The sequence below is a fragment of the Schwartzia sp. (in: firmicutes) genome, assembly GCF_978017985.1.
The window spans coordinates 1-13752 of sequence record NZ_CDXDFU010000142.1 but is presented as its reverse complement, the minus strand read 5'-3'; the positions used below and the strand labels follow the sequence as shown (position 1 = coordinate 13752).

The following is a 13752-nucleotide window of genomic DNA, read 5'->3' as shown; positions in this document are numbered from 1 at the left end:
TCGCTACACCGTACAAAGCAGCAGAGCGCGGCTATGTTGACTATGTCATTGAGCCGAAAGAAACTAGACCTCGTATCATTCAGTCTCTCAACATGCTGGCTACGAAACGTGAAGTTGGTCCGGCACGTAAACACGGTAACATTCCGTTGTAATTGGAGGCTTGGACAATGCAGACGACGGGTACCCAAAAAGTTGATACAAATGTAGTTGCTGCTATTACAGCTGCTCTCATGAGTATGACTGGCAAACAGTATGTTGCGGTACACATCGAACGCAATAGCCTGTGGACGATTGCAGGACGCCTGCACCGTTAAGGTGCAGTGCGGGCCCGCGTTCAAAAATAATATGATGTTTTGGAGGAATCTCAAGTGAAAAAGTTCAACATTACCGTAAATGGAACATCTTATGCTGTAGAAGTTGAAGAAGCTGGCGGCGCTGTATCTGCTCCGAAAGCTGCTGCACCGAAAGCTGCTGCTCCGGCACCGGCTCCGGCTGCTGCTCCGGCACCGGCTCCGGCTGCTGCTCCTGCTGCACCGGCTGCTAAAGCTGCTGCAGGCGAGACGGAAATCGTTGCTCCAATGCCGGGCAAAATCCTCAAAGTTCTTGCTAAACCGGGCGATGCTGTTAACTCCGGCACGAACCTGATGATGCTCGAAGCTATGAAGATGCAGAACGAAATCCTCGCTGGCGTCGATGGCACAGTCAAAGCTATCAACGTTTCTGAGGGCCAGACTGTTAAAGTCGGCGAAGTTCTCGCTATTGTTGGCTAATCGGACTTATAAAAAGCACCTCTTCGGAGGTGCTTTTTTGTGTCTGAAATTGGTCTTTATCTTAATTTTATTTTCGAATCGCTAATTTGAATAATGTTTATTATAAAGCTATATATAATGAAGGAAAAATTTCATTTTTGATATTTTTAAGGTCTCTATTCCAGCAATTATGCGGATAGAGACCTTTTTTTTAGTGCGAATGAAATATATTGCTATGGCAAAATTTGAACAATAGCTGTATAATGGAGTAAAAGGTCAAATGGTCAATTAAAGATATGAAGGTGATCTTATGAGCAACATTGCAGATTTGATTGAAAGCTATATTTTGCAGCAGCTGGCGGCACAGGAAGATGGCCAGGTAGAACTTCGCCGCACAGACATAGCTGACAAGATTTCGTGTGCTCCGTCACAGATCAGTTATGTTTTAAGCACACGGTTCACGCCGGCTAAAGGTTTTGTCGTAGAGTCAAGGCGCGGACTTGGTGGATTTATACGTATTGAACATGTGCCTGTTCAGAACCTTGTCTATCAGGACATGCGGAGCAAGATTGATGAAGAAACGCCGTTTGAGACGGTACAGTCGATGGTTGAATATCTTTTCAAGCATCAAATGATAACAAATCGTGAGGCGGCAATACTTATGCCTGTCGTGACTGCTGCCTATGAAACGATGAAACCGGAGGAGCGTGTGCAGCTGCTTCATTCCGTTTTGATGACACTGGAGAGAATGGCATAGGAGGGATACGATGCTTTGTGATGACTGCCACAAAAATGAAGCCTGCATCCATATCACGCAAATCAGTCCGGAAGGTAAGATTGACAAGAATCTCTGTGAGAAATGTGCCTCCAGGTATGGAAACTTTATGCAGGACCCTGAGTCTGAAGACTATACAGTCAATGATTTTCTGAAGGGTATTTTCAGCAAATCACCCAAAGAAGAAAGCACAGTGCCGCAGGGGCTCGTATGCCCGAATTGCGGTATGACATACCAGGATTTCGTTCATTCAGGAAAAATAGGGTGCAGTGTCTGCTATTCTACATTCCGTAAGCAGCTTATTCCTTTCCTTAAAAGGATACATGGGTCGGTGCTTCACAGCGGAAAGATACCTAAGCGCTCCGGAGGAGCGCTGGTTGTTCAGCATGAAATTGATGTGCTGAAGGAGCAGCTTCAGATGGCCGTAAAATCCGAAGAATACGAAAAAGCAGCGGAATATCGCGACAGAATACGTTCACTGGAGCAAAAGCTCGCAGCGGAAAGAGAGGGGGCTGAATCCGATGGCAGTAAATGATTTGTATCGGGACTATCTCCTTTCATGGTTTGGAACAACAGGCGAAGCTAGTGATGTCGTACTCTCGAGCCGCGTAAGACTTGCAAGAAATTTCGATCGTCTGCCGTTTCCTAACAGAGCAAATCAGAAACAGCTTGCTCAGGTGCAGAATCTGATTTCCTCGGTATTTACGAAAATAGAAGCAGTAAGCGGACAGCCGTATGATGTTGTAGGAATGGATGCTATTACCGAGGTTGAGCGCAATATTCTCGCGGAAAAACAGCTCATTTCTACACGTATGGCCAAAACCCCCGAATATAGAAGCGCATATATCAGTGAGGACAGAAATGTAAGCATACTTATAAACGAAGAGGACCATCTGCGCATTCAATGCATGGCTTCGGGCCTTAATTTGACTCAGCCCTTTGATGACGCATCAAAGATTGATGATGTCATTGAGGAAAAGCTTGATTTGGCATTTGATGAAAGACTTGGATATCTGACTACATGTCCGACAAATCTGGGAACAGGCCTTAGAGCTTCCGTTATCCTTCATCTGCCCGGACTTGTATATACGCGTAACATGCATAACATTACGAATATCGCTCAGCAGCTCGGTATATCTGTACGCGGATTATACGGAGAGGGCAGCGAGACTGTAGGAAACATGTTCATTGTTTCGAATCAGTTGACTTTAGGCTTCTCGGAACAGGGACTTATTGAGAATTTAACAAGTTCAGTATCGGAAATCGTATCCCACGAACGCCGCGCAAGGAAAGCTCTTTTGGCATATTCAAAGACACGGCTTGAGGATGCGGTATGGCGTGCGTACGGTATACTTCAGTATGCACGGTCGCTGGGAGAAAGCGAAGTACTTGAACTTATCAGCAAGGTGCGCATGGGAATTGACATGGGTCTTCTTCATGGAGCACCGCCGGAACGTTTCTCCGAAATTCTTATAGCAAGCCGCCCAAGCTATATAAGAAATCTTGTCGGAAACGACAACCTTTCACAGGCTGAGCTTGACAGGAAACGTGCAGAAATGGTTCGCCGCGTTCTGGCGGGAGGCTGAACACAGGGTTAGGAGTGATACTATGAATACCCGGCTTACAGCAAGAGCTATCAAGGTATTGAAATATGCGCAGTATGAAGCGCAGGATATGGAACAAAATTATATAGGTACAGAGCATCTTCTTCTCGGGCTTCTGCACGAAAGCGACGGTCTCGCTGCTCAGGCACTTATGGCACTGGGTGTAGACCTGGACACGGTGCGTGAGCGCGTGGAGAGTGTACTCGGTGCTGATGATGATACCGCATCAGACAACCCTTACTATACGCCGCGTGCAAAGAGAGTAATGGAGCTTGCGGTAGACGAAGCACGCCGTCTCGGACATAACTATCTTGGGACAGAGCATATACTGCTTGGACTGATCCGAGAAAATGACAGCGCTGCGGCCCGTGTGCTGAGGTCTTTGGGCGCAAGTCTTGAGCATGTACGTAAGCAGGTCATGGACATGCTTGGCGGAGATTATGATAATACGGACGGGGAAGAGGCTGAGGACGGACGTGTTGAAGGCACCCGCAGCGAGTCAAAGACACCGCTTCTTGACCGCTACGGCCGTTCACTTAACGACATGGCGGCACAGGATAAAATGGACCCTGTTATCGGCCGTGAGAAAGAAATTCAGAGAGTCATTCAGATTCTCTCGCGCCGTACGAAAAACAATCCGATTCTCATCGGAGAACCGGGTGTCGGAAAAACTGCAATCGTTGAGGGACTTGCACAGTGCATTGTCGAAGGCGCGGTGCCTTACATGCTGGCGGATAAAAGGGTTATGTCCCTTTCCATGGCATCCATGGTTGCAGGCGCAAAATACCGCGGAGAATTTGAGGAACGCTTAAAGAGTGTTATAGAGGAAATCCGCCATGCGGGAAATATCATCCTCTTTATTGACGAGCTTCATACCCTTGTGGGAGCGGGAGCTTCTGAGGGTTCTATTGACGCTGCCAACATATTAAAGCCTGCGCTTTCACGCGGGGAAATACAGATTATCGGAGCGACAACCCTGAAGGAATACAAAAAGTATTTCGAGAAGGATGCCGCCCTGGCACGCCGCTTCCAGACAATCATGGTGGACGAACCGGGTGTCGGCGATGCAGTAAAGATTCTTAACGGTCTCCGTGACAAATATGAAGCATTCCACCGCGCTAAAATCATGGACGATGCCATCGATGCTGCGGTAAAGCTTTCACACCGCTATATAACGGACCGCTTCCTTCCGGATAAGGCAATCGACCTTATGGACGAAGCGGCTTCCAAGGTACGCCTTAAGGCTGTGGCGCAGCCTGACGCTGTAAAAGAGGCAAAGGAAAAACTTGAAGAAGTACGCTGCGAAAAAGAGGCAGCAATACATGCGCAGGAATACGAGCGTGCTGCAAAATTCCGCGACCAGGAGGGTATCCTGAAGCAGGAGCTTGCAAGGGTAAAGGATGCATGGCATAAAGAGGAAGACAAGCACATTGTCGTAACGGCTGATGATATCGCTGAGGTCGTCGGACTTTGGACGGGAATTCCTGTCAAACGTCTTGCGGCAAAGGAATCCGAGAGACTGCTTCACATGGAGAAAATCCTTACGAAGAGGGTTGTCGGTCAGCAGGAGGCAGTTATTGCAGTTTCCAAGGCAATACGCCGTGCAAGAGCCGGACTAAAAGATCCGAAACGCCCGATAGGTTCCTTCCTTTTCCTTGGGCCTACAGGTGTCGGCAAGACAGAGCTTGCGCGTGCATTGGCAGAGGTCCTTTTCGGCAGCGAGGATTCTATAGTTCGCTTTGACATGTCGGAGTACATGGAAAAATTCACGGTTTCCCGTCTCGTTGGAGCGCCTCCGGGTTACGTCGGATACGAAGAGGGAGGTCAGCTTACTGACGCGGTACGCAGAAAGCCGTACTCTATCCTTCTGCTTGACGAAATCGAAAAAGCGCACTATGATGTGTTCAACATCCTTCTGCAGGTGCTTGAAGACGGCAGACTCACAGACAGCCAGGGACGCACGGTTGATTTCAAAAATACGGTAATTATTATGACCTCCAACGTAGGTGCAAACTTCCTCAAGGAAGAAGCTCCAACAATGGGCTTCATGACGAAAGAGGATACTCCGGACGACCAGGCGGCGAAGCAGAAAAAACGTGTACTTTCCGAGGTCCGCAAGGTATTCAAGCCTGAATTTCTGAACCGCATTGACGAAACCTTGGTATTCCGTCCCCTTGGAAAGGCAGAGCTGGCGGCTATTGTCGAGATTCAGCTCGCAAGCGTCAGAGCGAGACTTTCGGAGAAAAAGATTGGGCTTGAAATCAGCCCGGCTGCAAAAGCCAAGCTCATTGAGCAGGGTTCGGATTTCAAATACGGTGCGCGTCCGCTCAAACGTGCCATCAGAAAACATATAGAAGACGCTATCGCAGAGCAGCTGCTTGCAAATAAATTCAAAGCAGGCGATACCATCTATGTGAAGAAGGTCAACGGCGAACTTGATTTTGTAAAGAAGAAAGAGAATGCAGACAGCAAGAGAGAAAAGACGACAGAAAAAGGATAAGCTGGCGGAGCAGAGCACGGTTCGCAGGCTGAAAAATTTCTTTCTTAACTTCGGCGTAGCCATAGTATGGCTTTTCCGCTGGTGTGTGCGGCTTTTGAGAAAATGAAAAGAACACGGGTGAAGTATATTCATCCGTGTTTTTTCGTAAGCGGGGGAATAAAGTGAAAGCAAAGGCAAAATCAAAAACGATGTATGTATGCCAGGAATGCGGATATGACTCCGCAAAATGGCTTGGACGCTGCCCGGGCTGTGGCGCGTGGAATACTATGGCAGAGGAAAAGGTTGCTCCTGCAAAGGAAAGCAAGGGCCTTTCACTGGGGCTTTCCGATGCGGCACCGCCGCAAAGGATTGCTGACGTTGAGACTGAGGATTTGCCGCGTTACAGGACAGGCTCAGATGAACTTGACCGTGTGCTTGGCGGCGGAGTTATTCCCGGCTCCATGGTACTCATTGCAGGCGATCCGGGAGTAGGCAAATCAAGTCTTACCCTTCGTGTTTGTTCGGACGTAGCAAAACAGGGACGAAAGGTACTGTATGTTACAGGCGAAGAAAGCACAAGACAGGTACGAATGAGAGCAGACCGTCTCGGTGCATTGGCAGAAACTCTTTACGTTGTGAGTGAAACCAACCTCGACACTATTGCCCGCCACATAGAAAACATAGCACCTGAGCTTCTGGTAATAGACTCCATACAGACAATATATCGTCCTGATATCGAAAGTGCCCCGGGAAGTGTAAGTCAGGTAAGGGAATCAAGCGTGGAGCTGCTCAGAATCGCAAAAACCGCAGGCATAGCCGCATTCATCATAGGACATGTAACAAAGGACGGAGGCCTTGCCGGGCCGCGTGTTCTTGAGCACATAGTAGATACAGTTCTTTTCTTTGAAGGAGAGAAAAATGCTGAATATCGTGTCCTGCGCGCTGTGAAGAACCGCTTCGGAAGTACAAATGAGCTGGGTTTGTTTGAAATGCGGGATACAGGACTTGAAGATGTTCCTGATGCGTCGAAGCTCTTTCTGTCAGACCTTGGGGCTGATCCGGGGACTGTTATCGTACCCACTGTTGAAGGGACACGTCCGCTTCTTGTTGAGCTGCAGGCACTGGTGGCGAACACACCGTATCTGCCGCCGCGCCGTACCTCAGATGCCGTGGATATAAAAAGGCTTCAGCTTTTGTTGGCTGTACTGGAGAAAAGAGTGCATCTGGCAGTCGGAAATTGTGACGTATACGTGAAAGCCGCAGGCGGAATAAAAATAGACGAGCCTGCAGCGGATCTCGCGCTATGCATAGCCATGGCATCAAGCTTTGCCAACCGGGTGCCGCGGGACAAAATGATTGTTTTCGGCGAGGTTGGACTTTCAGGAGAAGTACGTGCCGTCAGCCAGGCGGAGCAGCGGCTTAGGGAAGCAGCACGTCTGGGATTCAAAACTGCTGTTATTCCGGAGAAAAACGCGAGACAGATTGACGAAAAATCCCTTGGAATTAAAGTGCTTTCGGCAGCATTTGTGGGGGACGCGCTGAAGCTTGCGCTCCCAAAGTAATGAAAAAATATGCATAATTTTAACGAAAATAAATGAAATTCATTGACGCTCACTGATATTAATGATAAAATTAATAATTTTACATGCTCGGTCATATATGCTATAATGTAATCGCCGAACAGTTTTCTATATGGCACTGAGGAGGTGAATGTTTGCTGCATAACAGTGACAGATCGTTTGCCCTATATGCATGACACGGGTAAGATCGCGGCAATCTTAGAGTTGTTTTTTGAAGTACTCAGCAAAAGAGGTTAAAGAAGGGCTGAGGATGCCGCAGGAAACATACGGAGTATGTTTCAGTCGATAATGCAGAGAACGTTGAATTGGAGATGATTTCCGAATACGAAAGGAAAAGTCCGGATTGTTTTATTCGAACCGTCGAAGCGTGTGACAGGCAGAAGAAAAACAGTTCCCTGTAAATCTCTTCGAAACTGTAGAGCGGAAATATTTGTTATATTACTGCTGAGGCACGCAAGCAAATCCGCAGGGGACGCCCGAGGAAGAAGCGGAGCGGAAGCAAAACAGACTTTTAGCACGGCAGATTCTCGTGAATGAACTCGTGCATGCATGCAGGAACCTAACAGGAGGTCGAGGCATGTATGGCGGTGTCCGTTCAGGAAACGGATCCCGCCTTTAAGGAAAAAGATGATAAAAAACGCAGGTAGGTTTTATGAATCTGCCTGCGTTTCTTTTTTATTTTCAGAAAACCATGGTATAGTCTGTCTGTTGTGGACATATTCCGGGACAGATTTTTCTTTCAGTCTGTGGTCAGAGGACATTGCAGAAATAACGAAAAGAAAAAATTTCGATAGATTTTTTAATTTTTCTGAGAGATTTCTCCAATGCCCGATTGACAGGGAAGGACAGAAAGTATAATCTATATTTATAGATGAAGGGAGGTGAAATTTATGCTTGATAAGATACTGCGTTTTTTCATTGCCGCATTCATGGCACTTGCCGGCGGTGCGCTTATGCAGCTTGCCAGTCCCGTACTCACGCTTTTCATCAGCACGGAAATTTTGAAGATGGACATGGGAATCTTCAAAATGACATTGGCGACGCTGGTCTGCGTACTAATCGGTGCAATCCTCGGTGTTATCATAGGCCTTATTCTGGCTCCGTATTTCATCAAAAAGCTCACACGCTTTACAGCATGGGTGGAAGCACAGCTCAACAAGATGCCTATTCATGATGTCATCGCAGGTGCAGTCGGACTGGCTATCGGACTTATTCTAGCAGCTCTTTTGGGGTCGGCGTTTTCGCATCTCCCTATCGTAGGCAATTATATTCCAATCGTATTCAGCATTGTATTCGGTTATCTTGGTATTCGTATCACGATGAAAAAACGCGAGGACTTCACGGCGATGTTCGACTTTATCCCGCGTCTTATACGTGATATCGCTAAACTCCGCGAACGTCAGGCACAGCAGGAGGCTGCTGCAGAGCTTCAGCCGGCAGCATTTCCGGCACAGGCTTTTCCAACGGCTGCACTGCAGGCAGACAAAGGCTACAAGCTTTTGGATACCAGCGTAATCATTGACGGACGCATTGCGGACATCATTCAGACTGATTTCCTCGAAGGGACTCTTTTGATTCCTGTGTTTGTACTGGAGGAGCTTCAGCACATAGCGGACTCTTCGGACGTTCTTAAACGAACGCGCGGACGCCGCGGACTGGACATTCTGCAGAAAATTCGTACAGAATCGAAAATGAAGGTTGAAGTGACGAATCAGGATTTTGAGGATATCACAGAGGTAGACTCAAAACTCGTACGCCTCGGACAGCTCGTCGGAGGTAAAATCATCACAAACGATTACAATCTTAACAAAGTATCTCAGCTGCGCGGAGTTCCCGTGCTCAACATCAATGAGCTGGCCAACGCCGTAAAACCGGTGGTTATACCGGGAGAATCCATGCAGGTTACGATTGTAAAAGACGGCAAAGAACAGGGACAGGGCGTTGCTTACCTCGACGACGGCACTATGATTGTCATCGAGGGCGGACACCGCTACATTAACTCGACCATCGACGTAGAGGTTACGTCTGCGCTGCAGACAGCAGCAGGACGTATGATTTTTGCGCGGCCGAGGAAATAACGGAAAAGAAAAGGAGCAGAAAGTATTTCTGCTCCTTTTTTGGAAGGAGGACAAAACATGGTCTCAGTTGTAGTGCCTGCCGCAGGGCAGGGAAAACGCATGAATGCGGGAATAAACAAAGCGTTTCTCTCACTTCTCGGTACGCCGATGCTGGTGCGTACAATGCAGAAGCTGTCATCGTGCAGCAAAGTGAGTGAAATCATAGTAGCAGTCGGGGCAGATGAAGTGGAAAACACACGAAAGCTCCTTGAACACGTTCCGGATATCAAACCCTTTGCCGTTGTGGCAGGAGGTGCCGAACGACAGGATTCTGTAGCAAACGGACTCAGAGCCGTGAGCTTTGAAGCGGATATCGTGCTCGTGCATGATGCCGCACGTCCTATGGTCAGCAAGGAAACCATAGAAAAGGTCATAGAGGCCGCTGAAAAGAACGGAGCGGCTATTGCTGCCGTTCCGGCAAAAAATACAATAAAGGTTGTGGACGCAGGGGGCATAGTAAAACGCACTCCGGAGCGCGCTTCCCTTTGGGAAATACAGACTCCTCAGGGCTTTAAGAAGGATATATTGCAGGAAGCATATAAAAAAGCATTCGAGGACGGTTTCAAGGGAACAGATGATGCAAGCCTGGTAGAGCGTGCGGGACACCTGGTGGAAGTAGTTATGAGCGACTACAGAAACATAAAAATCACGACTCCTGAGGACCTCCTGATAGCAGAAGCCTTCCTCGGCAGCGATGCCCTCGATTCGGCAAAAAAAGGAATCGATGCTGCTGTGGATTTTGTTTCCGAAAAAGCGGAAGAATTCAAGAGAAAATGGAAGGAAGGTAAATTCTGATGACACGTTTTGGCATGGGATATGACGTGCACCGTCTGGTGGAAGGACGAAAGCTGATACTCGGCGGCGTCGATGTACCCTATGAAAAAGGCCTCTTGGGACATTCGGACGCTGACGTGCTGCTCCACGCAATTACGGACGCGCTCTTGGGTGCGGCAGCGCTTGGCGATATCGGCAAACATTTTCCCGATACGGACCCGCAGTTTGAGGGCGCGGACAGTCTGAAGCTTCTTGTTCACGCTATGGGACTTATACGTGAAAAGGGTTACGAGGTAGGCAATATTGACGCAACGATTGTTGCCCAGCGCCCGAAGCTTGCTCCTTATATAGAAGCTATGAGGGACAATATCGCCGGTGCTCTCGGAGTTGATAAAGATCAGATAAATGTTAAAGCGACCACCGAAGAAAAGCTCGGCTTCACCGGAAGCGGAGAAGGAATGTCGGCATACGCTGTAGCAGGAATAGAAAAGAAATGAAATCATGACCCGGTAGGTGCATAGGTATCTGCCGGGTTCTTTTATTGGCGAGGAAAGAGACAAAATTCGGTCAGAGGAAAAATAAAATGTCAAAAAATCAAAAATAACTCTTGATTTTTTGACTTGAAGTGTATATTATAAGACTTGTGATTAGCACTCAACTATATGGAGTGCTAACAAAGAAGATGAAATCAAACATAGGAGGAAGATAAACATGATTAAGCCATTAGGCGAACGCGTAGTAGTAAAGGTTTCCGAACAGGATATGAAGACAGCAAGCGGTATCGTACTGCCGGACACGGCAAAAGAGAAACCGCAGCAGGGTGAAGTTGTCGCTGTCGGTTCCGGCAAACTCCTTGAGAGCGGAAAGGTTGCTCCGATGGAAGTCAAAAAAGGCGATATGGTCCTCTTTGCAAAATACTCCGGCAACGAAGTAAAGGTAGACGGTGTTGACTACCTCATCATTCGCCAGAGCGACATCCTCGCAGTTCTTTAATAGATAAAACACAAATTATTGGAGGTTCTTGAATATGGCAAAACAGATTTTATTCGATGAAGATGCACGCCGCGCACTCGAAAGAGGCGTAGATGCACTCGCTAATGCAGTAAAAGTAACGCTCGGACCTAAGGGCCGCAACGTTGTTCTTGAGAAAAAATTCGGTGCTCCGACAATAACAAACGATGGTGTCACGATTGCACGTGATATCGAGCTCGAAGACCCGTTTGAAAATATGGGCGCACAGCTCGTCAAAGAAGTTGCTACAAAGACGAACGACGTCGCAGGCGACGGCACGACGACAGCCACAGTCCTCGCACAGGCTATGATTCACGAAGGTATGCGCAACGTTGCTGCAGGTGCTAACCCGATGGTACTCAAAAAGGGTATCGACCTCGCTACGAAAGCACTCGTTGAAGAAATCAAGAAAAAATCCAAGAAGGTCGCAAGCCAGGAATCCATCGCTCAGGTTGCTTCCATCTCCTCTTCTGACGAAGAGACTGGCAAGCTCATCGCTGAAGCTATGGAGAAGGTCGGCAAAGACGGCGTTATCACGGTTGAAGAGTCCAAGACTATGGAGACGAACCTCTCCGTTGTTGAAGGTATGCAGTTCGACCGCGGCTACATCTCCCCGTACATGGTAACGGATACGGACAAGATGGAAGCTGTCCTCAAAGAACCGTACATCCTCATCACGGACCGCAAGATTTCCGCTATCAGCGACATTCTTCCGATTCTCGAAGAAGTTGTTAAACAGGGCAAAGAGCTCATGATCATCGCTGAGGACCTCGACGGTGAAGCTCTTGCTACACTCGTTGTCAATAAACTCCGCGGTACATTCCGTGCACTGGCTGTTAAAGCTCCGGGCTTCGGAGACCGCCGCAAGGCTATGCTGGAGGATATCGCAATCCTCACAGGCGGCCAGGTTATCAGCGAAGAGCTGGGCCGCAAACTCGACAGTGTCACGATTGCTGACCTTGGCCGTGCAAGCCAGGTTCGCGCTTCCAAAGACGAAACGACTATCGTCAAAGGCTACGGCGATCAGAAGCTCATCAAAGCTCGCGTTGAGCAGATTAAGAAACAGGTCGCTGAGACGTCCTCTGACTTCGATAAAGAAAAACTTCAGGAGCGCCTTGCTAAACTCGCTGGCGGCGTAGCTGTCATTGAAATCGGTGCTGCAACGGAAGTTGAAATGAAAGACAAGAAGCTCCGCATCGAGGATGCTCTGAACGCAACACGCGCAGCTGTTGAAGAAGGTATCGTTGCAGGCGGCGGCACGACTCTCGTTGACATTCAGCCGGCTCTCGACAAAATCAAGGCTGAGGGCGATGTCAAGACTGGCGTTGAGATTGTACGCCGTGCTATCGAAGAGCCTGTTCGTCAGATTGCGAACAACGCAGGTCTCGAAGGCTCCGTCGTTGTTGAGGGTGTCAAGAAGGCTGGCGTAGGCAAAGGCTTCAACGCACTCACAGGCGAATATGTTGACATGATCAAGGCTGGTATCGTTGACCCGGCTAAGGTTACACGTTCTGCACTCCAGAACGCAGCAAGCATCGCAGCTATGGTTCTCACAACGGAATCCCTCGTTGCTGACAAACCGGCTCCGGCTGCAGGACCGGCTATGCCGCCGGCAGGCATGGGCGGCGGAATGCCGGGCATGATGTGATAAATCGCGGACGAATGCGATAATTGCAAACTGAATAAATAAGTAAAACAACCGAACCTCGGATGAGGTTCGGTTGTTTTGCGTTTAAGGACAGTTGTTTTACAATATTATAGGTATAAGAGAAATCTGATTTGTACCATTGGTATCAGGTTCTAAACTCCTTGGATTCGGGAGGTTTAGAATTATTTTTTTGGTGGGAGTTGTTTTTTCTGTTGTTCTTTTTCCAGTTGTTTAATGCTTTTTTCCGGTGTAGGTAAATTCTCAGGCATCGTTCCGCCTAGATCGGCGATGGTTTGACGAACCTTGCTACCTACTTCGTAATGCGCATTGTTAGCGGCTTCTTTACCCTGAATTTTTTCGCGACGCAATTTCGCTTCTGTTTGAGTAGCGCGAAATAGATTGGCGGCTAATTCTTCGTGGCCCATGTGGTCAAGAATATGCTGACTTTTCTTCAATCCTTTACGTTTATGGATATCTTGAGCAGTCAGACCGCCATATAATCCCTTATATCCATGATTTTGAAATACTGCATAATCTACGCCCGTGTTTATTCCGGCATCGTGAGCTGCATCTGCTAAATATTTGTTGTGTGTTTTTAATTCCTGTCGAATGGCTAAGCGCTTTGTATCCTCATCAAGTTCATCATAGTTTTCGATTAACTCCTGCTGACGCGTTTTGACGGCGAAATATGTCTGCGCAAGAGCAATTGTTTCTTTGCGGGGATCGCCATTCATGGCAATCAGATAGCAGGCATAACGGGAGAGGTGATAATCTTCTATCCCTCGTTCTGCTCCACTTCCTAGTTCGACCATTTTGCGGGTGCCCGCAAAATGGTCTGAGGGTTTGTTATTACTAGCTTCACAGGCTTCTTTCGCTTTTCCGATAACATCTTTGAATTGTCTCCATTGTTTATATTCAAATATTGGCATGAGTTCACGAGCGGACCAATACTCTTCACCATGTTCATTAACGTGTTTGAGAGAGTTGAAAAGGGACTCTCCATGGTCAACATTGT

The 13752-nt window shown here is 48.0% G+C and carries 15 protein-coding genes; 14 read left to right on the top strand and 1 reads right to left on the bottom strand.

Translation table 11 applies throughout. From position 1 onward, the window contains the following. From ACY69O_RS06655 to groL, 14 genes are all read left to right on the top strand, one after another. A partial coding sequence (locus tag ACY69O_RS06655) for a carboxyl transferase domain-containing protein (RefSeq protein ID WP_462332685.1) occupies nucleotides 1-152 on the top strand: 152 nt, incomplete at its 5' end. A gap of 15 nt (nucleotides 153-167) precedes the next feature. Further along, entirely contained in the window at nucleotides 168-314 is a 147-nt protein-coding gene (locus tag ACY69O_RS06650; RefSeq protein WP_462332684.1) for a hypothetical protein, read from the top strand. 54 nt (nucleotides 315-368) lie between these two features. Beyond that, on the top strand, nucleotides 369-770 hold the full coding sequence (locus tag ACY69O_RS06645; protein ID WP_462332683.1) for a biotin/lipoyl-containing protein: 402 nt from the start codon (nucleotides 369-371) through the stop codon (nucleotides 768-770). A 289-nt stretch (nucleotides 771-1059) separates the two neighbouring features. Beyond that, a complete protein-coding gene (locus ACY69O_RS06640; RefSeq protein ID WP_462332682.1) occupies nucleotides 1060-1506 on the top strand; it encodes a CtsR family transcriptional regulator in 447 nt (148 codons plus the stop codon). A 10-nt stretch (nucleotides 1507-1516) separates the two neighbouring features. Next, complete coding sequence (locus ACY69O_RS06635) at nucleotides 1517-2059, top strand: UvrB/UvrC motif-containing protein (protein WP_462332681.1); 543 nt, start codon at nucleotides 1517-1519, stop codon at nucleotides 2057-2059. Continuing rightward, entirely contained in the window at nucleotides 2046-3110 is a 1065-nt protein-coding gene (locus tag ACY69O_RS06630) for a protein arginine kinase (RefSeq protein WP_462332680.1), read from the top strand. Before ACY69O_RS06635 ends, ACY69O_RS06630 begins: the two co-directional genes overlap by 14 nt. A 22-nt stretch (nucleotides 3111-3132) precedes the next feature. Beyond that, nucleotides 3133-5628: an ATP-dependent Clp protease ATP-binding subunit gene (locus tag ACY69O_RS06625; RefSeq protein WP_462332679.1), complete on the top strand. Its 2496-nt coding sequence runs from the start codon at nucleotides 3133-3135 to the stop codon at nucleotides 5626-5628. Then, a complete protein-coding gene (locus tag ACY69O_RS06620) occupies nucleotides 5588-5734 on the top strand; it encodes a hypothetical protein (protein WP_462332678.1) in 147 nt (48 codons plus the stop codon). The genes ACY69O_RS06625 and ACY69O_RS06620 overlap by 41 nt, the downstream gene beginning before the upstream one ends. Nucleotides 5735-5789: 55 nt before the next feature. Beyond that, entirely contained in the window at nucleotides 5790-7169 is a 1380-nt protein-coding gene (gene radA, locus ACY69O_RS06615) for a DNA repair protein RadA (protein ID WP_462332677.1), read from the top strand. A gap of 908 nt (nucleotides 7170-8077) precedes the next feature. Then, nucleotides 8078-9265: a PIN domain-containing protein gene (locus ACY69O_RS06610; protein WP_462332676.1), complete on the top strand. Its 1188-nt coding sequence runs from the start codon at nucleotides 8078-8080 to the stop codon at nucleotides 9263-9265. A 57-nt stretch (nucleotides 9266-9322) separates the two neighbouring features. Further along, nucleotides 9323-10099, top strand: a complete 777-nt coding sequence (gene ispD, locus ACY69O_RS06605; protein WP_462332675.1) for a 2-C-methyl-D-erythritol 4-phosphate cytidylyltransferase — start codon at nucleotides 9323-9325, stop codon at nucleotides 10097-10099. Then, a complete protein-coding gene (ispF, locus tag ACY69O_RS06600) occupies nucleotides 10099-10575 on the top strand; it encodes a 2-C-methyl-D-erythritol 2,4-cyclodiphosphate synthase (RefSeq protein ID WP_462332674.1) in 477 nt (158 codons plus the stop codon). Before ispD ends, ispF begins: the two co-directional genes overlap by 1 nt. A gap of 214 nt (nucleotides 10576-10789) precedes the next feature. Continuing rightward, on the top strand, nucleotides 10790-11071 hold the full coding sequence (gene groES / locus ACY69O_RS06595) for a co-chaperone GroES (protein WP_462332673.1): 282 nt from the start codon (nucleotides 10790-10792) through the stop codon (nucleotides 11069-11071). 34 nt (nucleotides 11072-11105) lie between these two features. Then, nucleotides 11106-12737, top strand: a complete 1632-nt coding sequence (gene groL, locus ACY69O_RS06590) for a chaperonin GroEL (RefSeq protein ID WP_462332672.1) — start codon at nucleotides 11106-11108, stop codon at nucleotides 12735-12737. Nucleotides 12738-12919: 182 nt separating this feature from the next. On the opposite strand, the gene dinD is transcribed toward groL, so the two are convergent. Further along, nucleotides 12920-13752, bottom strand: an 833-nt coding sequence (dinD, locus tag ACY69O_RS06585; RefSeq protein ID WP_462332671.1) for a DNA damage-inducible protein D, incomplete at its 5' end; no start/stop codon positions are given.

Coding starts and splice junctions, on each gene's coding strand:
- ispD (WP_462332675.1), top strand. CDS start 9,323: ATGGTCTCAGTTGTAGTGCCTGCCGCAGGGCAGGGAAAACGCATGAAT.
- ACY69O_RS06635 (WP_462332681.1), top strand. CDS start 1,517: ATGCTTTGTGATGACTGCCACAAAAATGAAGCCTGCATCCATATCACG.
- ACY69O_RS06650 (WP_462332684.1), top strand. CDS start 168: ATGCAGACGACGGGTACCCAAAAAGTTGATACAAATGTAGTTGCTGCT.
- ispF (WP_462332674.1), top strand. CDS start 10,099: ATGACACGTTTTGGCATGGGATATGACGTGCACCGTCTGGTGGAAGGA.
- ACY69O_RS06625 (WP_462332679.1), top strand. CDS start 3,133: ATGAATACCCGGCTTACAGCAAGAGCTATCAAGGTATTGAAATATGCG.
- ACY69O_RS06630 (WP_462332680.1), top strand. CDS start 2,046: ATGGCAGTAAATGATTTGTATCGGGACTATCTCCTTTCATGGTTTGGA.
- groL (WP_462332672.1), top strand. CDS start 11,106: ATGGCAAAACAGATTTTATTCGATGAAGATGCACGCCGCGCACTCGAA.
- ACY69O_RS06620 (WP_462332678.1), top strand. CDS start 5,588: ATGCAGACAGCAAGAGAGAAAAGACGACAGAAAAAGGATAAGCTGGCG.
- ACY69O_RS06610 (WP_462332676.1), top strand. CDS start 8,078: ATGCTTGATAAGATACTGCGTTTTTTCATTGCCGCATTCATGGCACTT.
- ACY69O_RS06640 (WP_462332682.1), top strand. CDS start 1,060: ATGAGCAACATTGCAGATTTGATTGAAAGCTATATTTTGCAGCAGCTG.
- groES (WP_462332673.1), top strand. CDS start 10,790: ATGATTAAGCCATTAGGCGAACGCGTAGTAGTAAAGGTTTCCGAACAG.